Below are 19,278 nucleotides of genomic sequence, written 5' to 3'. Positions count from 1 at the left end.
CCGGAATGACGGTGGGTGGAGCGAGCTCGTAGTCCGCCTGCCCGCCGCGCTCAAACCGCCGTGAGGCTGAGAGCCGCCGCGCTCAATTGCTCAGCGTCTGCGATTCCTTCTGGCGGTTCTTGAAGATCAGCATGACGTTGCGGACGTAGATGATGTTCGACAGCAGCTGGCCGAAGATGATGACCGGCTCACGCTTGACGAGGCCGTAGATCAGCGTCATCAGCCCGCCGCCGATCGAGAAGAACCAGAATGCGAGCGGCACGACGCTCTTGCCGGCGCGCTCGCTGGCGATCCACTGCACGAGAAACCGCGCCGCGAAGGCGAGCTGCGCGGCAAGGCCGAACACCAGCCAGAAATCAAACTTGGCGATGAAGATGTCGTACAGATAGTTGCTGAACGCCTGCCCGAATTGAATCAGCATCACTTCACCTCGATCGCGACCGGCGTCGGCTTCTTGCGGCGGATCAGCCACCACACGCCGGCGAGATCCATGATTCCGATCCAGAGCCGGTCGAAGAAGCCGTAGTTCGAGACTCCGGAATGCCGCGGACGATCGATCACGTCGACATAGGCGATGTCGTAGCCTTCACGGCGCACCAGCGCGGGCAGGAAGCGGTGCAGACCATCGAAATACGGCATCATCAGGAACACGTCGCGGCGAACAGCCTTGAGCCCGCAGCCGGTGTCGCGCGTGCCGTCATGCAGAACGGCGTTGCGGATCTTGTTCGCGACGCGCGACTGCAGCTTCTTGAAGCCGGTGTCCTTGCGGCCCACGCGCTGGCCGGCAACGAGGCCGACACCGGCGCCCCCCTTCTCGAGCGCGGCAATCAGGTCTGGCAGGAACGCGGGATTGTTCTGCCCGTCGCCGTCGAGCGTCGCTACGATGGCGCCGCGCGCGGCACGAATGCCGCTGCGGACGGCGGCGGATTGGCCCGTCGATTTTTCATGGCGCAGCACGCGCAGATTCGGACGGCGTGCCATTTCCTCGGCGAGACGCTGTGGCGTCTCGTCGGTCGAGCCGTCGTTGACGTAGATGATCTCATACGACCACAGGCCATCGAGCGCGGACGCGATCTCGGTGATCAGGGGCGTGATGTTGCCGGCCTCGTTGCGCACGGGAACGACGATGGAGACGGCAACGGGGGTTTCGGTCGACAAGAGTGATACTCGTGAAGGCGTGATCGGACCGGTTCCTGCCCCGGGCGTTCCGGCGGGGGCTTCTTATGGGGCTTGGGCCTCGCCCGCAACCCCCTAGCGCGGTACGATCCGACCGTCCTTCGACAGGCGGAAACCGAGCCGCCGCGCGGCGAACCAGTAGCGGACCAGCATGGCGCCGGCGAGGCCGACCACCGCGCCCGCGACCACATCGCTCGGATGATGGGCCAGCAGCACCAGGCGGCTGAGCGCGATGATGACGGCGTAGACGAACATCGGAATGCGAAGCCGCGGCCACACCGCGGCAATCGCAAAGCCCAATGCGAAGGCGGTCACCGCATGCGCCGATGGCATGCTGAAGTACGCCGGCGTGCCGTTGAACGGATCGAAGTTGAAGGCATTCGCCTGTCCGCCGACGAAGGGCCGGCCGCGGCCGATGATGTATTTCAGCGCCTGGGCGGCCAGCAGCGATGTCAGCACGGCAAAGAAGACGTACTGCACCTGGGTCGCGAAGTTGAGCAGGCGGCTGCGTGTGGCCTCGGGCCACAATGGCGCGATCAGGATGGTCACGACGACGCCGGCCGCCAGCAGACTCAGCACGTAGTCATCCTGGCCGAACTCGGTGATGATCCGCACCGGCCACAGGCTTGGCGCGCCCCGCGCGGGCATCAAGCCGATCTCATAGGCATCGAAGGTCACCATCAGCACCAGGATCGTGCCAAGGCCGATGCCGCCGACCAGGAGAAGCTCGCGCCACAGTCGCTGCCGGCTCGCGGCATCGGGCGCTGTCTGCGGCCGCCGCACCAGCCGGCCGAGCGAAAACTTCCCAACCAGTGCGAGCTGGGAAAAATAGCCTGACGACGATGGTGGGCTGTCGGGGGCCAGCATCTATTCGGTCCCCTCCGAACGATAGATCGCAATCGAGACCGGACGACCTTGCGAGATGTTGTAGCCGTCGATGCGCCGGGCCACGTTGTAGCGCAGCCCGATCGCCTCGGCCCGCTGCACAAAGGCGCGCTCGGTACGCTGCTCGACCAGGGCGAAACGGCAGGTGCCCTGGCTGAGGAAGTCGGCGGCGCCCGAGCCGTCCGTCAGTTGCGTCGACGTTCCCGTCATGAAAACGAGGCTGGGCTCGTGGAAGCCGGCCGCGGCTGCCTTTGGTCCGACGCAGACGACGTTGCGCAGGGCGCGCGCAATTTCGGCGCTCGGGAACAGCGGCGTCAGCGCCGGCAGCACCGCGCCGTAAACCACGAAAGCGAGGAACATCGCCGCGACGGCGGCATTCAGCAGCGAGCGCTCGGCCCGGCCGTTGTCATAGAGCCACCAGGCAAACAGGCCGAAGATCAGCGAGGCCGCGACGAATGGCCAGGCCAGGAACACCGGCTGGTGCGTCACGATGATGGCGCCGATGACGGCAACGACGGAGGTGATGGCGGGAATCGCGAACCACCAGGCCGCGCCGCGACGCAGCCACGAGCGCGACAGCACCCGCCGCTCCAGCGCGCCGACCGTGAGGATCGCAATCGCAGGATACAGCGGCAGCACGTAATGCGGCAGCTTGGTCAGCACCGCCTCGAACACGATCCAGGACGGCAGCAGCCAGGCGAGCAGGAACTGCGCCCCGGGCTCGCGCCGCGCGCGCCACACCGCCGGCGCGGCCATCGCGGCGAGCGGCGCGCCGGGCCAGAAGGTGACGAACAGCAGCAACAGATAAAGCCCGGGAGGCGCGCCATGCGACTCCTGCGCACCGATCTTGCTCAGCATGTCGCCGCCGACGGAGTCGGCGAAAAAGGTGTCGCCGGCGCGCAGGAAGATCAGCACGAACCAGGGCAGCACCAGCACCAGCATCCACATCAGGCCCCAGAGAGGCCGCAGGCGCCACAGCCATCCGGCGCCGCGATCCATGATCGCGAGCGCGATGATGGTGAGGCCGGCGAACATCAGGATGAGCGGGCCCTTGATCAGAATGCCGGCGGCGAGCGCCGTCCAGAAGATCGCCGGCGGGCCCCACGGCGGATGCTCGGGATCCTCGCCGCGCTGCCAGGACAGATAGACACGCGCCAGCGCGCCCATCGCGGCGACCACCGTGAACAGCAGCATCGCATCGGTCTTGGCGAGCCGCGCCTCGACGCCGAGCAGGACCGAGCAGCACATCAGAAGCGCGGCAAACACCGCGCCGCGGCGCGTGACGAAGGCGAGCGCAGTCCAGTAGGTCAGCAGCACCGCGCCGATGGCCCCGATCAGCGAGGGGATTCGATAGACCCAGATGCGCAATTGCGCGCGCGGCAGCCCAATCGCGGAGGCGGTCTCAACAGCGGCCGATTGCAACCAGTAGATGCCGACAGGCTTCTTGTAGCGCACGTCGTCCTGGAACCGGATGTCGACGTAATCGCCGCTCTCGACCATCTGCTTGGTCGCCTGGGCGAAGCGCGCCTCGTCGCGATCGACCGGCGGAATCGTGAAGAAGCCGGGCAGGAACAGCAAGAGGCCGCAGACGAGCAGGAACGCAACCGCCCTGACATGGCTCACGGTGACGGCATCGATCATCCGCACCAGCCGATTGCCCGGATTCACCAGGTTCTTCGGCTCGCGCGGCTCTCCAAAACGGGGGCGGGCATAGGTCTCGACCATGGGGTTCCGAATACGCTGAAACCGCCATGCCGACAACCGCTTAGCGAACGGTCACTGGATTCTGACCACAACTGTGTCCGCAGCGCCCGTGGCGTCGATCACGGTGAGGCGGGCGAAGCCCGGCCCGGGCGGATCGATCAGCCGCTGGCGCCGGCTGTCGATCTCGCCGACCGGCAGGCCGTTGACCAGCATCGTCAGCGGCAGCACGCCCCCGGAGACCTTCACCGGCATCACCGATGCGTCCGGTCCGGCTGCGCGGTCGACATCGATGCGCGAGCCGTTCAGCGGGAACTGGATGTGCGGCGCCTGCTCCGCGCCCGTGCGGACGAGTTCGCCGATCGGACGGAACCGGCGCAGCGGCAGTGGCAACTTTGAATTGCTGGCGACCAGTGCCCCCTTGGGCGGCTTGGGCAAGGCCGCGGGCAGCTTGCCGCTGCGCGCGAAGGCGTCGAACAGAATCGGTGCCGCAGCCACGCGCCCGATCAGGCCGGGCACCGGCGCACCATCGGGACGGCCGACCCAGACGCCGATCGTCACGCGGCCGTCGAAGCCGACCGACCAGGCGTCGCGATAGCCATAGCTGGTGCCGGTCTTGAAGGCGATGCGGTTGCGCGCGGCGTTTTCCGGCGGCGGCGTGCCGAGCAGCACGTTGCCGACCTGCCAGGCGGCCGCCGCATCCATCAGCCGCATCGGCTCGCGGGCGTCGTCCTTGTCGTCGGCGGCCATGATCTCACGCAGCGGCCTGGTGGTGCCGAGGCGCGGGAAACCCGCATAGAGCTGCGCGAGGTCTTGCAGGGTCACGCCGACGCCGCCGAGGCCCATGGCGAGGCCCGGCGCCTCGTCCTTCGGCAGCACGAGATTGCCGCCGGCCTGTTTCAGTCGCGACGACAGCCGGCTGGCGCCGACGCGGTCGAGCAGCACGATGGCTGGCACGTTCAGGGACAGTTGCAGCGCCTTGCGCACCGGCACCGTGCCCTGGAACGTCATGTCGAAATTCTCCGGCGCGTACGAGCCGAAGCGCACCGGGCGATCCTCGATCAGGCTCTCCGGATGCACGAAACCGTCCTCGAAGGCGAGGCCGTAGATGAATGGCTTCAGCGTCGAGCCCGGGGAGCGCACCGCGCGGGTCATGTCGACCTGCCCTGCCCGCTTCTCGTCGAAATAGTCCGCCGAGCCGACATGGGCGAGCACGTCGCCGCTGTCATTGTCGACAACGATGATGCCGACCGAGACATTCGGCCCGAGCGCCACGGCGCGATCGCGCGCCAGCGGCTCCAGCACCTTCTGCAGAGAGGCATCCAATGTCAGGCGGATGATCGGCTGGTCCTTCACCACCGCCGCGGCCTGGTCGGCGGCATGCGGCGCCAGGATCGGCATCGGCTTGCGGAACGCCGGCACGGCTTGCGCCTTCGCCTGCGCGGCCTCCTCGGCCGAGATCACGTTCTCCGAGACCATGCGGTCGAGCACGCGGTCGCGGCCGCGACGCGCGGCCTCCGGGTGGCGGTCGAGCCTGCGCGTCTCCGGCGACTGCGGCAGCGCCACCAGCAGCGCAGCCTCAGCCAGCGACAGCCGCTTCGGCTCCTTGCCGAAATAGGCGATCGAGGCGGCGCGGATGCCTTCGAGATTGCCGCCGTAAGGCGCGAGCGTCAGATAGAGGTCGAGGATCTCGTCCTTGCTCAGCTTCTGCTCGAGCTCGAGCGCGCGCACGATCTGGCGCAGCTTGGCATGCAGCGAGCGCTGCCGCCGCGGCTCCAGCAGCCGCGCCAGCTGCATCGTGATGGTCGAGCCCCCGGAGACGATGTGGCCATGCGAGCCGAGCTGGATCGCGGCCCGCGCCAGCGCGCGCGGGTCGACGCCGTGATGCTCGTAGAAGCGCTGGTCCTCATAGGCGAACAGCAGCTTCAGATAGGTCGGATCGACATCCTTCTTGGCGCTGACCGGCAGCCGCCAGCGCCCATCCGCCATCGCGTAGGCGCGCAGCAGCTTGCCGTGGCGATCGACAATGGTGGTGGAGACGGCTTTGGCTTCCTGCAGCGGCAGAAGGCCGAGAGATATGGTGTAGGCGGTCAAAGCGAGGGCGAAGACAGCGATGAATGCGAGCGCAATCGCTAACAGCCGTTTGGTGCTCCGCCCCCTCCCCGCGTCATGGCCGGGCTTGACCCGGCCATCCACGCCTTCGTTTCCGCGGGCGATGGATGCCCGGGTCAAGCCCGGGCATGACGGAGTTTGCGGAGCGTTCCGCCCGCCCAACTCCGTATCGCGTTCTCCACCCTCGCTCATTTCGCCGCGCGGACCTCCACGGAGCCGGTGCCGGTCCGACCATAGCGCGAGGGATTGTACATGTCCTCGACATAGGCCTGCGGCAGCACGTATTTGCCCGGCGACACCGCACGGACGACATAGGCGACCGTGAACACCGCCTTGGAGTCAGCGGCGCGGTCGAGCGCGGCGGTGAAGCGGTCGTCGCGGAACTCGGTATTCACCGGCTCCTGGCCGTCCTCGATCCAATCCAGCGTGCCGCTGTCGCCCGACGACACCAGATGCGGATTGTCGATCTCGAGCCCCGCCGGCAGATAGTCCGACACCATGATGTGCCCATATTCCGGCTTGGCCTCGGTGACCTTCAGCACCACCGCGAAGCGGTCATTCTGCTTCGCGATCTTGATATCCGCTGGCTTGCCGTCGAGCGTGTAGTAGCTGCGCTCGATCTTGAAGCCGTTCGACGCCGCCGGCTCCGGCGTCAGCGGCGAGCCGGACACCGAGACCACCGCCTGCACCGGCGCCTCGCCGGTGTTGGTGATCTTCAGCGGCTGGCCCGTGAGCTCCGCGGCCTTGTAGCTGCGGTACAGCGCCTGCTTCACCGCCTGGCCGTTGACATCGAGCACCAGCGTCTCCTTGGCGAGCGCCCGCGCCGCCAGCACCATCCACGCATTCTCCTGCGTCGAGGTGTACGGCGTCAGCCCACGCGCCGCCTCGACGCGGGCCACCGCCTGCGTCAAGGTCGCGCGCGGCGCGTTGCCCTCGCCGGCCAGCGACACCAGCGCCGCGGCATCGCGCAGGTCGGAGCCGTAGTCGGTGCGGCCGAACACCAGCACCGGTTTGGGCGCGAGGCTGTCGGCCGCGGCGCCGTAGACCCGCTCGGCACGAGCGCGATCACCGACCAGCGCGAGCGCTGCGGCGAGCTGCGCCTTGGCGATCGGGGTGGCCAGATTGCCGAGCTTGGTGTCGGCGAGATAGCGCAGGTCGCCGATCGGCGCCGCGCCATTGCGCGCCAGCACGTAGAGGCCGTAAGCGAGATCGCGGCCGCCTGTCTTCTCCGGCTCCTCGGCATTGACCACCGAGTTCCTGACGCGGTCGAGCGCGCTCTTGAACAGCACGTCCGGCACCGCAAAGCCCTTTTCGCGGGCGCGGGTCAGGAAGTCCGTCACGTAGGCATCGAGCCACGGATCGTCGCCGCCGGCCGACCACAGCCCGAACGAGCCGTTCGAGCCCTGCCGCGCCAGCAAGCGATCGATGGAGTCACGGATGCGCTGGTCGACCTCGGTGTCCATCGCCAGATGGGCGCCGGCTGCGAGCTCGTTGACATAGAGCAGCGGCATCGCGCGGCTGGTGATCTGCTCCGAGCAGCCATGCGGATAGCGGTCGAGCGCCTTGAGGATCGTCGCCGCATCGAGCGCGGTCGACAGCCCCGCCGACAGCGACACCGTGCCGGTCCCCGCCACGAGATCCGAGAACATGTCCGACGTCAGCGTCAGGCTCTCGCCCTTCGCCAGCGTGCGGATCGAGCGACGCGCCAGCACCTGCGTCGCCGGCTTGACGTCGAGCTGATAGTGCCGCGCCAGCGAAAGTCCATTCGGCCCCTTGATGTCGACATCGAGCTGCGCCTTGCCGGTGCCGCTGGCCTCCAGCGGCAAGGTCGACGAGGCCCGCTGCTTGGCCGCGAGCTTGAGCGTCACATTGGCATTGCCGGACACCTTGACCGGTCCGCTCGCCTTGACGGCCACGACATAGTCGCCGGGCGCGCCCTCGACGTTGTCGACATCGAACGACAGCGTGCCGCGGTCGCCACTCAGCAGGAAGCGCGGCAGCGTCGCCGTGAGCACGACTGGATCACGCACGGTGACGTCGACATTGGCACGGCCGACCTTGGTCGCGCTCCACGCCACCGCCATCACGCGCGCGGTGCCGGCGAACTCCGGAATGTCGAAGCTCACTTCGGCCGAACCATCCGGCCCGACGGTGACGATTCCCGAATACAGCGCCAGCGGCTTCTGCGTCGGCGGCGAGCCCTGCAGCTCGGCGCCGCCACTGTCACCGCCCGAGCGGATCTGGCCGCGCGTGCCCTGCATGCCGTCGATCAGCTGGCCGTACAGATCGCGGATCTCGGCCGAGAGCTGGCGCTGGCCGAGGTAATAGTCATCCGGCGCCGGCGGCTTGTAGTTGGTGAGGTTGAGGATGCCGACATCGACCGCCGCGATCACGATCTTGGCGTCCTCGCCGGGATTGAGCCCGCCGATCTTGACCGGGATCTTCAGCGCCGAGCCCGGCCGCACCAGCGCCGGCGGCGTCAGCGCCACATTCAACGTGCGCGCCGATTTGTCGATGCCGAACCAGGCGACGCCGAGTGCGCGGCCCGGCATGCGCTGCGCGGCCGCATCGAGCGGACGGCGGAGCGTCGTCACGACGTAGGCGCCCGTGCCCCAGTCCTTGCCCACCGCAAGCTTGACCTGGTTGGTGCCCTCCTTCACCTCGGTCGTCTGCGTCGTCAGCAGCCGATCGCCGAGCACGTTGACCGTCAGCTTGCCCGCGGTGCGCGCATTCACCGTGACGACCATCGTATCGCCCGACTGATATTGCGGCTTGTCGAGCGAGGTCTCCAGCAGGTCCGGCGTATCGGCGCTGCCCTCGGTGTACCAGCCGACATCGAACTGCAGCGACGTCACCGGCCCGTCGGCGTCCGCCGACTTGACGTCGAGGCGGTAGCGCCCGGGCTCCGGCTGGAAGCTCAGCCGCGCCGGCTTGTTCGCCGCGATCGCGACGTCGCCGTCGCCGACGCGCTTCGTCGACTTGACCGGCTCGTACTCCCAATAGGAGTTCTGCCGGTACCACTGATAGCGCGACTCGATCTTCAGGAGCTCATAGCGCAAGCCATTGCGCGCCAGCGTCTTGCCCTCCGGCGAGACGAACACGACGTCGAACTCGGCCTTGTCGCCCTCGCCGACGCTCTTGCCGGAGAACGACGGCCTGATGCCGATCTGCGCCGCCTTCGGCGCCACCGGCAGGGTCAGCTTGCGCTCGACCGCGCGGCCGCCGGTCTCGGCCATGCGCACATAGATCTGCGCCTCCTGCGGCCGGCTCGACGACGGCGGCTTCGGCAGGCTGACCGGGAAGGTCGCCGCGCCCTTGTCGTCGGTCTCGGGCAGCCCCTCGATCGGCGTGCGCTCGTTGGAGGCGCTCTCCTCGTCGGCGACGCCGAACTGATAGCCCGGAAAACCCGGCCGCTCGGACGCCGTGGTCACCAGCAGGTCGCCCTCGAGCTGCAGGCCGGAGGCCGGCGCGCCATAGAGGAAATGGCCGTCGACCTTCACCTCCACCGGAACATCAGCCTTGATCTGCTTGTCATTGGAGGACAAATCGAATTCCAGCCGCTCGGGCACGTAATCCTCGACCATGAAGGTGGTCTCGCCGACCGCCGCTCCCTTCGGATCGGTGAAGGCGCGGACGCGGTAGGTCCCGGTCGGCACCGCCGAGTTCAGCGCCACGCTGAGCGAGCGCCCGCCGGTGCCCTGATCCGGCAGCACGGCACGCCGGAACTCGACGCCGTCCGGACGCTCGACCACAAGCGTCAGCGGCGTGCCGGTCATGGCATTGCCCCTGGCGTCGCGCAGCAGCGCGGTGAGATAGACCGTCTCGCTGGAGCGGTAGACGCCGCGCTCGGAATAGACGAACGCGTCCGGCCCGGCCGGCGCCTCGCGCCCGGCAACGCCGCGATCCGACAGGTCGAATGCCGACGTCTTCAGGCTCAGGAAGGCGTAGTCCGCCTTCTCGCCCGTCACCGTCAGCATCGCCGGCGACAGCCCGCCCTCGCCCTTCGCCAACCCCGACTCGAACAGCACGTGGCCGGCCTCGTCGGTCTTGCGCGTCGCCAGGATCTCGTTGTTGCGCGCCACCAGCCGCACCTCGGCGCGCGCCACCGGATCGGTCGACGCCAGCGAGTTGACGAACACGTGGATGCCGTCATTGCCGGAGAACGCGGCAAGACCGAGATCGGAGACGATGAACCATTGCGTCGCGAGCTGGCCGCCGCTGTCCTCGTCATTGCCGCTGGCCGAGCCCTTCGGCGCCGCCGTCATCACATAGACGCCCGGCTGCATGTCGCTGAGCGCCTGGTCGACCGGAAACGCGGTGGTGACGTCCTGGTTCAGGGTCATCGCGGTCGACAGCTCGCCGCTCCACACCTTCATGCCGCGCTCGTTGCCGAGGTCGGTGAGCTGATAGCTCGACAATGGCCGCTGGAAGTCGCTGTCGATGACGGTGTTGATCAAATTGCGGTCGCCGATCCGGAACACGTTGATGTTGACCGCCGGCGTGTTGACGCTGACCAGCGGAATGCCCTTCTGCCCGGTGCGCGGCAGCACATAGGCCTTGCCGGTGAAGCGCACGAACGGCTTGCGGTCGCGGACATAGATGTTGAACTCGGCCGATTTCGGCAGGCTCTCCTTGACGCCCGAGGGCAGGCCGGCGCGCAGATTGATGTTGTAGCGCTCGCCATGCTTGAGGCCCTCGACGCAGAGCTGCTTGTCCTCCGAGGTCAGCGCCGGCTTGTCATTGCCGGCCTGGGCCACGAACGGCGAAAAGTCGGTTCGCTTGGCGAGGTCCTCGGAGAACTGGAAGCAGGCGCGCGGGCTCGCCGAGTCCGAATCCACGGTGTAGTCGAGCAGCTTGAAGCCGTGCTCGTCGCGCATCCGCTCATACTGCCCGCGGACATCGGCGACCTCGCGCAGCTCCAGCGACATCCGCAGCGTATCCAGCGCCGGCCGCCACAGCTTGCGCTCGGCCATGGTCTTGCCGAGCACGGCGAGCGCATCCGCCTCCTCGCCGGCATTGCCGGCGCGCTGATAGGCGATATAGGCCGCCGTCGAGGCGCGCTCCAGCAGGAAGGTCTGCTCGGAGGTGTTGATCGGCTTAATCTGGTTCAGCACGGTGCGCGCCAGCCGCAGCCAGTTGCCGGAATCGTCCGGCGCCGCGGTCGCGATCTGCCCGAGGATCTGCAGGCCGGTCCGCAGATCGTTGCGCCGCAGCGCCGCGTCGGCATCGGTTCGCAAGGTCGCGAGCGGCTTGTTCACCGCCCCCGCCTCGCTCTTGATCTGCGCCTCCAGCTTGATCGCGGCGTCGCCCAAGTCGTCGCGCTTGAACGCCTTGTCGGCAGCAAGCGCCGCCGACCCGGCGGAGACGAAGCCGAACGCCATGACGGCGCAGACGGCGGCGGCGCGAACCAGACCGATCATGGGACAGCTCCTTGGACGGTTCTCGAGACGGTTTTCGAACGGATCTTGACGGCGGATCGCCCCGCGGGGACGCCGTCCGTGTTTGGCCGATTCGTGGCCAGAATGGACGCGAAATGGTGACGGACTGATGGCATCGGTTGTGGCGGCCAGCATAGCCGTCCACGGCCGGGGCGGCCATCCGCGGCGGAGCGCGGCCGAAAAAATGGGGTCATCAACGGCAATTCACAGCGCATGGCATACAAGCAAAGCCCGCGGCCCCCGTTCATCCGGCGCCGCCGACGCGGAAATCGGCTCGAAAGCCCTCCTCCGCCTCCGCTTGGTCGCGCCGCCCGTGGATCCGGTTCGGCCGCTCTTGGCGAAACCAAAGATTTTTCATATGACCCGTGCTATAGATTCCGCGTCGGCCGGCCCCGCCCGCCGGCGCCGATCCCGTGAACCGCCTGTCAGGTCCGTTCACGAACCGGCCGTTCACGCCGCGACGACGGTCCCATAGCTCAACTGGATAGAGTAGCGGATTTCTACTCCGCGGGTTGCAGGTTCGAGTCCTGCTGGGATCGCCACGTCACGACTTCACCTCTTTGTATTTCAAGGTCTTACCTTCCTTTTTTGGCAAACCGGGCTTGAAGTGGGCTAGCTGAATGCGATTGGCTTCCTCGATGTAGCGCTACGCTTAGCCGATCGTCTTCCAGCCAAACCACGCCATGAGTTCTGGCACGGTTGCGCCTTTGAGCGCGTGCCGAACGGCTGCAGCCGTTCGCAACCCGTATGGCCGCCGCTCGCGAACGCCGACTCGGCGGACGTCAACCACCGAGATCTGTAGGGGCGCGCGTCAAGCCAATTCGACTAGGCACGGTGCGTCGCCTACTCGGCAGGAGTAAGCCCGCTCCTCACTTTTCCTCAGGGTGAGCCGCACGATATCCGTCTCCGAGTTTTTGCATCAGAGCGTAGAACCCTGGCTTTTCGCCGACCAATAGCACAACGGTCCCAACGGGAATAGATTTGCGGATGTCTCCATCGGGATAGAGCCTTGAGGTAGGGTCGTCGTGATGAAGCTTTGTTGCTGCGTCGTCGCCCTGTATTCCCTCCGCTTCAAGCGATTCCTCAAGAGCTTGTGCAGCGTGCCAGGAACTGTCCATTTGTGGATTGGTCCATACCTCCACCCCGTCAGGAATGCTTTCGTCGATAATTCCTGAACGCGCAGGGCTCATCATTTGCGGCTCCCATCCGACAGCAGCTAGCCCTCTAGCAATTTGGAGCGCCAGCTTCCTCGCCTCGAGATCCGGGACGAATTGGATAAGAACCGGCGTTTTTGCGTAGGTTGATAGCCGGCTGTTGATGTCCCCAATGGCAAAAAGCTCTGTAGCTGTCGCGCCGCCGCGGACTGAAGCGGCAAACGGTCCATACCATCGCCGCGGCCGAATTGACTGTTCAAGCACAAGGTTGTCGGCGCGCAACTGTTCCGCCTTTTGGTTCGCCAATGCGATATCTCGAGCGGCCTCGCTCTTATATTTTTCGAGCGCGTCGGAGGCAGTTTTGGATTCAGCGCGCTGTAGCTGAAGTTGAATGTAATTGGCGACAAAAGCTGCTCCGCCGATCACGAAGGCTATAAAGACCGTCGCTACACGAATGTCGTTCCAAGTATCGAGCGTCATCCCTAGCATGCGTGGGCTCTGCTTCATGATGCGTTCTTCTGCGGAAGTTGATTAGACTGAGTTTAGATCGCGCGCTTGGCGCGTGTCCACACCCTTACCTTCGCACCACGCGCTAGAGCTGGCCCTTGGCTCGAGCCTGGCTGGCCGGACACTTCGGCTCGCGCGCCGCTCGAAGCGTCCAGCGGCGATCGCCATGCTCCGCATCAATCGGATAGAACTACAGTGACAGTACACTAGATCGAAATTGGAAGTTCGTCCGCCGTTGAGTTTAGTGCGCTGTCATCGTAATAGTTACACTGCCTATGACCACAGGATCTTATCAAACAGATGAATGCGCCGATGCTGTTCGAACGAAGGCGCAGCCGGCCTCGACCTTGGCGGTCGCGCACGGCTGGCGCTGAGTGTATGTGAAGCTGATCGATGCTTGGCCCGATGTCCGTTTCCGCTAGCGCACCCTTCACATTCAGTTCGCTTCGTAATGTGTTCGCATGGCTGCTTGCCCTTGATTCAGAACGGCAGCTAAGCCGAATTCAGCATCCGCATGGGCGTAATTGGTCCTCTTGAGCCCTAACTTCTATCCACTGACAAACTTTTGCTTGAACGTGGGGGTTTTGGTAGACTTGATGCATCAAAGGGGGCACTGGCCCTCCTACCTCTTCGCTCGTTGGTGGTTCGATCAAATGAATTTCCCAGGAGCCGGGTGGCACAGCCTCCGCGGTCACATTAAGAAGGATATTCGCAAGAGCGACTTGCCATCCAAAGGGCATCAGCAGCAAAGACAGCACCGGGATAATTAGCCAAGTCAACATAGCTAGAACTGACGCGCAGTAGCTGAGAATCAAAATCGGTAGCCACGAAAACATTTTCGGCCACAGCCTAGCCAGTCCAACGTATGCCGCAACAATGCTTGCCGCAAAACCGACGACAAAGAAGATCGCAGCCGCAACCGCTGGAGGAATTATTAGCCAAGACGACTCGCTGAAGCTGATGATAAGAGATGATAGAGAGGCAAAGGCGACGCATGCTAAAAGGCTTCTAAGGCCTATGCGCAGAAGTTTTCCCGGCTGCTTCGTCAAGTCCTCGATGCTCGCATAAATGCTCTTGCCGAAAAAAAACAGGCGCACAGTTGCTTGGCCAAGGATCTGAAACGCGGCAAGCGCCCCAGATGCTTCGTCCGCGGGCGAACGAATGATAAGCAACCGAGATCGCTCAAGGGGACGAGGGGAAAGTTCGCGACGCAGCTTCGACGCATGATTACTCAGGCGTCCTTTTAACAGCAGACTCGCGCTTACCAACAAACTAACGACTGCCGTATACACCATAAACCACAAATAGAGCCTGGTATCTGCTAAATTTTCTATCCGACTAAGAAGACTAAACTCAAGGCAGAATAGAACGAAGGAAACGGCAAAAAATAGCAGGCCACCGACAGTGCCCTTTTTGAGAATGGTCCAGCCATCGGTGCCGATGTTGCGATCCTGAGCCAAGATAAATGGCGTAGCCAGACATACCACGCCGTTGATCCTTTCGCGCAGGCTAGAACAATCGCCCAACGACATCAGCGTGACGTTGCCTCCATGGCTATGCGCCACGACAATGTGCACAGCACCGGGGTGATCGTTTAAGCCTTGCCAAAGAAACTCGCGAAGCTTCTCAGACGCGCCCATGCGGGCTGTATGGCTGTTTCGGCCGGACCATCGAAATCGGCGAAATTTGACGTTTAGTTCAAAGCGATCGCGAAACAACCTGCAAAGCGATGATCCGTCCGTCGTCCATGGCGCATCACCAGACGGACGCAGCACGCCTCGTCCCCAAGTTCCGTGAACAAATGTAATAACAACAAGCATCGGGTCGCCGTCATTAAGCGAGACGATGAAATCACCCACCAGTAGCATTGACAACGATCAAAACGACGGGTGGTCAGGCGCCTCCATAGGAAGCGGTAGGTAAGGGGCCCCAAAGCCATGAGCGGCCTTGTTTGGTCCGTCCCATAGCCTCGCGGAGCCGTTCTGGTCGCACAGCAGGCACTGGCTTGGTCCGGCCCCAAAGGTAAATTCGCCTCGCGTGGGGGCCATTTCTGTTAGATGAGGCGAACTGGCCGAGATCGAGCTTCTGTTCCGATTCAGGAACATACGGGAAACTAATTGGGTACGCAGTGAAGTTTAAACACTCATCTCAGACCGCTTCTTTGATCATGATCAAGGCAAGTCACAACGATCGCTCTTAGTTGCATGAAAACCGCATTGTTCGGCTCCATGGGAGACAACCATGCGTCTCAATCCAGTAGTTCAAAGCAATTTCGGCACAAAAGCACGGAACACTTCACGCACGGAATACGGTGACGGTGAACTAAATCGCTCGTCGCACAGCACGCTGGTCAACTGTGGGCACACGTCTGCCAGAGCGACGGCCACTTTGCCCATCCTACGACAGCCACATCGGCACGGCGATCGGCGCGGCAGCCGAGGGGCGTCCTCCGCATGAGCCCGGGTGCCGTGCCGTAGTGCGCCACACTTGCCTTCGTTAGGCCATGGTGCCGCCGCGCCCCGCAGCCATGTCTGAATGTGTCCACGAACGATGGGATGGACGTGCGGATAGCTCACGCCGTCGTGGACCTACATGGCGCCGCGAGCTTCGGGGGGGGCAAGTTTGACGAAGCACGAAGCATCTCGGTCTCTGGTCCGCTTCCTCCGCTCGCGGCTCCGCGACCACCGCACCGAGCTGGCGGCGCTGCGCCGCCACATTCGCCCCGGCGACATCGTCTGCGATGTCGGCGCCAACAAGGGCAGCTTTCTGTATTGGCTGGCGCGGTGGTCGGCGCCGGGGCGGGTGATCGCGTTCGAGCCGCAGCCGGATCTGGCCGACGGACTGGCGCGGTTGTGCAGCCAGTTCGCGCTCGACAACGTCGTGATCGAGCCAAGGGCCGCCTATTCCTGCACCAGCCGGAAGACGCTGTTCGTGCCTGACGGCCATCAGCCCGGGGCATCGCTGCTGCAGCCGGCCGAGCGGTCGAAGGCGATCGCGGTGCAGACCGTCGCGTTGGATGATTATCTGCCGGCGACCGGGCATGTGGCGGCGCTGAAGATCGATGTCGAGGGCGCCGAGCTCGACGTGCTGCGCGGCGCCGAGCGGACGCTGCGGCGTTGCCGGCCGCTGATCGTGGTCGAATGCGACCGCCGCCTGGCGACCTTGGAGCGGATGACGCAGACGTTCGCGCTGCTGCGCGGTCTCGGCTATCGCGGCGAGTTCCTGTCCCGGAGCCGGCTGCTGCCGCTGTCGGCCTTCAATCCAGAGATCCACCAGCGCGCCGAGGGCGAATGGTTCTGGAAGCGAAAGGATTATTGCAACAACTTCGTGTTCCGGAGCGCGGAGCCGCGGGCCTCCTGACGTGTGGCTGGCGCGCGTGCAGCGTGTGACCTGAGCGAAGATCGGGCTCCGTCCGCCCGGTTCGGACGGAGCCGCGCGACCTCTGATGGGGTCAGGATCGCGATGGCAGCGGCATGATCGGCTGCACTCTCATCATCTGCTTCAATCCGAGCGAACCGCCTGAGACTCTCTTAAGCGCTCCCCTTTACATCTTTCGGCCGAATGAACCTCGTCCGGGGTCTGCGGGCCAAGACCTCGGGCTCGGCCGTCATCCTTGGCCGTCATCGAACGAAGAGAACATGTTGCACAGGCTGCCGCTGCGAAAGCTCGCAGGAATCGCCGCAGCGGCGGCGCTGCTGGCGCTGCTGGCCTACGCCGAACTGGCGCTCGACTGGCGCGCCGCAAGCGCACACCAGGTCGTTCGGTTTACGATGGGCGTGTCGCACGGCGTCGATCTGGCCGAGCTTCGCGGCTACGAAGCTGCGATGACCAACAAATACGGTCCCACCGTCAGCACCATCCTGCCGTTCGACACCGGGATCGCCGAGGTCCGGCTGAACGGCGCGCTGGTCGAGACCAATGCGGAGCTCCGCCAGATCGACGGGGTCGATGGCCTTTTCCTGCTCGGAAGCGACGACGACATCCGATCGAGGTTCCCGTTCGACGTGTCCACCCGCCAAGTCATGGCCAGCAGCAAGTCCAGCATCGCGGCCGGCCTCAGGCGCCGGCTCAAGAAGTCCCCTGCCGTCTGGCTCGACTTCGCCGACAAGGACTGGACGTTCGACCATTGCGTGGCGCGGCCCAAAGACCTCGGTCTCGGATGGGTCGGCACGGCGCTGCGGCTGCGCGGCGGGACCGCCTGCATCGCCGGCTGGCACGGCAAGGAGGCCGGCCGGATGTTGATCGGCACGGCGGTCGCCGATGGCGATCCCTGGATGAGGCCGTTCAGCCGCCGGATCTGCCGGGCCATCACGGAAGCAACCTTGCAACAGCTCGCGGCCGAGGGGGTCGATCAACCGACCCACGCGGCCTGCCTCCTGGTCGATCGCCCGGCCTATCGCAGTGCGAGGAAATCCCTGGTGGTGGACGCCTATGCCGTCGCGGCCGGCGGCGAGCTTCGCCGGATGGACTTCAACCGGTCCCCACCGCCGTGATCTGCACGGCAGGACGGCGGTCCACTTCGGATCCAATCCCGATCAGGAGCCCCATCCGATCGCGCCGCCGCTTCCGTCGAAACCGTCAGGCAGCCGGGCGAAACCATTTCCCTCGCCCGACGAAAACGTCCTGAAACAGACCACCGGCATCCTCAGCCCATCACATTGACCTCTGGGGGTTGCCAATGTCCGCGCTGCTGAGCTTCATCTTCGAATCCTATTGCCTGAGCTGCCGGGCGATGTTTCCCGAGCTCGAGGCAGAGCGTCCGGCCGCCGCCGAGTGATCCCGCCGCCGGGCTCCGACCTCGCCGCGCCCGTGGCGACCTGGGGCCCCTCGCCCCGTTAAGCTTTCCTCTTCAGCTTAACGCCGGCTTCCATTTGACGCCCACGCCTTCATCCGCCACGTCGATGCGTGATGGAGCTTCTTGAGATGTTTGAGCTGGCTTTTTTGACGACCGTTTTATTCATCGCCGCCGTTGCCCTGACCGCCATTTATCAGCGGCGACAGGATGTGCTGTACGGCCCTTACATTACGGATGCCGCGTGGCCCCAGGGGCTGCACGAGGACGGCATCGAAACCTCATCGAGCTGAGCTGCAGCTCGCACGCTGACCGGGTCTGCCTCGCGCCGCGTCCGCCGTCACAAGCCGAGATGTCCGCCGGAATCGCTGAGCAGCGCATCCAGCCGATCCGGGCTGATGTTCTGACCGCTCGGCGTCTCGATGCTGACGCAGTCCGCGCCAAGGCGCAGATAGGTGTTGGCGGTGAGCAGCGCGTCCTGCGCGCTGCGGCACCTGATGGTGGCGATCGCACTGACGCTCTCGGCGCGGACGGTGAACGACGCGGCAGCCATGAAGGGCAGGTCCGTTTGCAAGCGGCGGCTGGAGGGAGCCGGAGCTTATGCAGCGGGACTCGCGGATCTCATTGAGCTGGATCAAACGGCTGGCCGGCGGCCGGATCAGCTGCGGTTCAACGACAGGCTGATCCGGGTGACCAGGCCGTCCCAGTCGCGCTCCCAGGCGCGGGGATAGTTGATCAGCACACAGTGCACGTAGCCGCCGGCGAAGTTGCAGCGGTTGTACCAGACATAGTCGCCCTTGTAGCTCGACACCGCGAAGAACCGCGAGGTGACGCGCTTGTACTGGATGTTCGGCGGCGGATTCTTCTTGGCGAGGAACCGCGCCGGCGTGTCGCCCGCCTCGTTGGGCGCCGACTGCACCGTCAGATTGGCGCGCCCGTCGCCGGTCTGGAAGCGCTGGCCATAGCCGTCGGGACGGCCGGCCGTCTCGCTGAACACCGAGACCGGGATGTCGACCGACGTGCCGGTCTCCGGGATCCTGTAGGTGGTCCAGCGCGCAGGCTCGGCGCGCGCGGCAGCGCTGCCGCAGGTGATGGAGGCGAGCACGGCCAGGGCCTTGATGGTCAAATTCATGTCTGTCGTTCCGAACGGCTTGGGGAAGGCAATCAGGCTAACCCGCCTTCGCGGCCCTGCGAAGGCATGGCTCACCACCGCCGCACCAAACGCGCGACACGGTCGAAGGTTCAGGGCGGCGCGGCTGGCCGACACGTCTCAGCACGACAGCACGCATGTCGGGATTCCGCGCTCTGCGGCAAGGGCGATGCCCGTCGGGCAAATCACCGGCGTGATATCAGCCGTCACGCCGCGGCCGCGCGCCAATCCCGCCTGCTCGCCCAGGGCGATTTCGCGAACGCCTCCAACGTGATTTGGCCTGTCCAGTCATCAGGCGAAAAATATTGCGCTTTTCTCTTTTACCGAAATCATATTCATTGTCCCCGTCCCGCCTCGCAGCAG

13 protein-coding genes and 1 tRNA gene are annotated in these 19,278 nt (G+C 65.1%); 4 read left to right on the top strand and 10 right to left on the bottom strand.

All coding sequences use genetic code 11. The annotated features are described in order from the left end of the window. Positions 1-82: 82 nt before the first annotated feature. The 6 genes from BRAO375_RS17270 to BRAO375_RS17245 form a co-directional block, all read right to left on the bottom strand. Complete coding sequence (locus BRAO375_RS17270; protein ID WP_035640765.1) at positions 83-421, bottom strand: lipid-A-disaccharide synthase N-terminal domain-containing protein; 339 nt, start codon at positions 419-421, stop codon at positions 83-85. Then, positions 421-1,158 carry a glycosyltransferase family 2 protein gene (locus BRAO375_RS17265; protein ID WP_009028750.1) on the bottom strand — a complete coding sequence of 246 codons (738 nt, stop codon included), beginning with the start codon at positions 1,156-1,158 and terminating at the stop codon, positions 421-423. Before BRAO375_RS17265 ends, BRAO375_RS17270 begins: the two co-directional genes overlap by 1 nt. 93 nt (positions 1,159-1,251) lie before the next feature. Further along, a complete protein-coding gene (locus BRAO375_RS17260; RefSeq protein ID WP_009028749.1) occupies positions 1,252-2,043 on the bottom strand; it encodes a phosphatase PAP2 family protein in 792 nt (263 codons plus the stop codon). After that, positions 2,044-3,786: an ArnT family glycosyltransferase gene (locus BRAO375_RS17255; RefSeq protein WP_009028748.1), complete on the bottom strand. Its 1,743-nt coding sequence runs from the start codon at positions 3,784-3,786 to the stop codon at positions 2,044-2,046. It abuts the gene before it with no gap. 51 nt (positions 3,787-3,837) lie between these two features. Then, entirely contained in the window at positions 3,838-5,958 is a 2,121-nt protein-coding gene (pbpC, locus tag BRAO375_RS17250; RefSeq protein WP_035640761.1) for a penicillin-binding protein 1C, read from the bottom strand. A 104-nt stretch (positions 5,959-6,062) separates the two neighbouring features. Further along, positions 6,063-11,294, bottom strand: coding sequence for an alpha-2-macroglobulin family protein (locus BRAO375_RS17245; RefSeq protein WP_009028746.1), 5,232 nt, complete (start codon positions 11,292-11,294; stop codon positions 6,063-6,065). A gap of 483 nt (positions 11,295-11,777) precedes the next feature. On the opposite strand from BRAO375_RS17245, the gene BRAO375_RS17240 reads away from it, so the two are divergent. Continuing rightward, positions 11,778-11,854, top strand: a tRNA-Arg gene (locus BRAO375_RS17240). 327 nt (positions 11,855-12,181) lie between these two features. Here BRAO375_RS17240 and BRAO375_RS17235 read toward each other — a convergent pair. Then, positions 12,182-12,973 (bottom strand): hypothetical protein, encoded by a 792-nt coding sequence (locus tag BRAO375_RS17235; RefSeq protein ID WP_009028744.1) that lies wholly within the window; start codon positions 12,971-12,973, stop codon positions 12,182-12,184. A 503-nt stretch (positions 12,974-13,476) separates the two neighbouring features. Then, a complete protein-coding gene (locus tag BRAO375_RS17230; protein WP_139031404.1) occupies positions 13,477-14,832 on the bottom strand; it encodes a lipase family protein in 1,356 nt (451 codons plus the stop codon). A 763-nt stretch (positions 14,833-15,595) separates the two neighbouring features. On the opposite strand from BRAO375_RS17230, the gene BRAO375_RS17225 reads away from it, so the two are divergent. The 3 genes from BRAO375_RS17225 (at position 15,596) to BRAO375_RS38050 (ending at position 18,058) form a co-directional block, all read left to right on the top strand. Continuing rightward, positions 15,596-16,333, top strand: coding sequence for an FkbM family methyltransferase (locus tag BRAO375_RS17225; protein ID WP_009028741.1), 738 nt, complete (start codon positions 15,596-15,598; stop codon positions 16,331-16,333). A 278-nt stretch (positions 16,334-16,611) separates the two neighbouring features. Next, complete coding sequence (locus BRAO375_RS17220; protein WP_009028740.1) at positions 16,612-17,466, top strand: hypothetical protein; 855 nt, start codon at positions 16,612-16,614, stop codon at positions 17,464-17,466. 430 nt (positions 17,467-17,896) lie between these two features. After that, positions 17,897-18,058 carry a hypothetical protein gene (locus BRAO375_RS38050; protein ID WP_009028738.1) on the top strand — a complete coding sequence of 54 codons (162 nt, stop codon included), beginning with the start codon at positions 17,897-17,899 and terminating at the stop codon, positions 18,056-18,058. Positions 18,059-18,105: 47 nt separating this feature from the next. Here BRAO375_RS38050 and BRAO375_RS17215 read toward each other — a convergent pair whose 3' ends face one another. Together BRAO375_RS17215 and BRAO375_RS17210 are read right to left on the bottom strand one after the other, a co-directional pair. After that, positions 18,106-18,318, bottom strand: coding sequence for a hypothetical protein (locus BRAO375_RS17215; RefSeq protein ID WP_009028737.1), 213 nt, complete (start codon positions 18,316-18,318; stop codon positions 18,106-18,108). A gap of 105 nt (positions 18,319-18,423) precedes the next feature. After that, positions 18,424-18,897 carry a hypothetical protein gene (locus BRAO375_RS17210; RefSeq protein ID WP_009028736.1) on the bottom strand — a complete coding sequence of 158 codons (474 nt, stop codon included), beginning with the start codon at positions 18,895-18,897 and terminating at the stop codon, positions 18,424-18,426. Between the last annotated feature and the right edge of the window lie 381 nt (positions 18,898-19,278).

Origin of the sequence: Bradyrhizobium sp. ORS 375 (genome assembly GCF_000239775.1) — a bacterium.
Taxonomy (GTDB): domain Bacteria; phylum Pseudomonadota; class Alphaproteobacteria; order Rhizobiales; family Xanthobacteraceae; genus Bradyrhizobium.
Note: the sequence above shows the minus strand (reverse complement) of the source record. Positions and strands in the feature narration are given on the sequence as shown.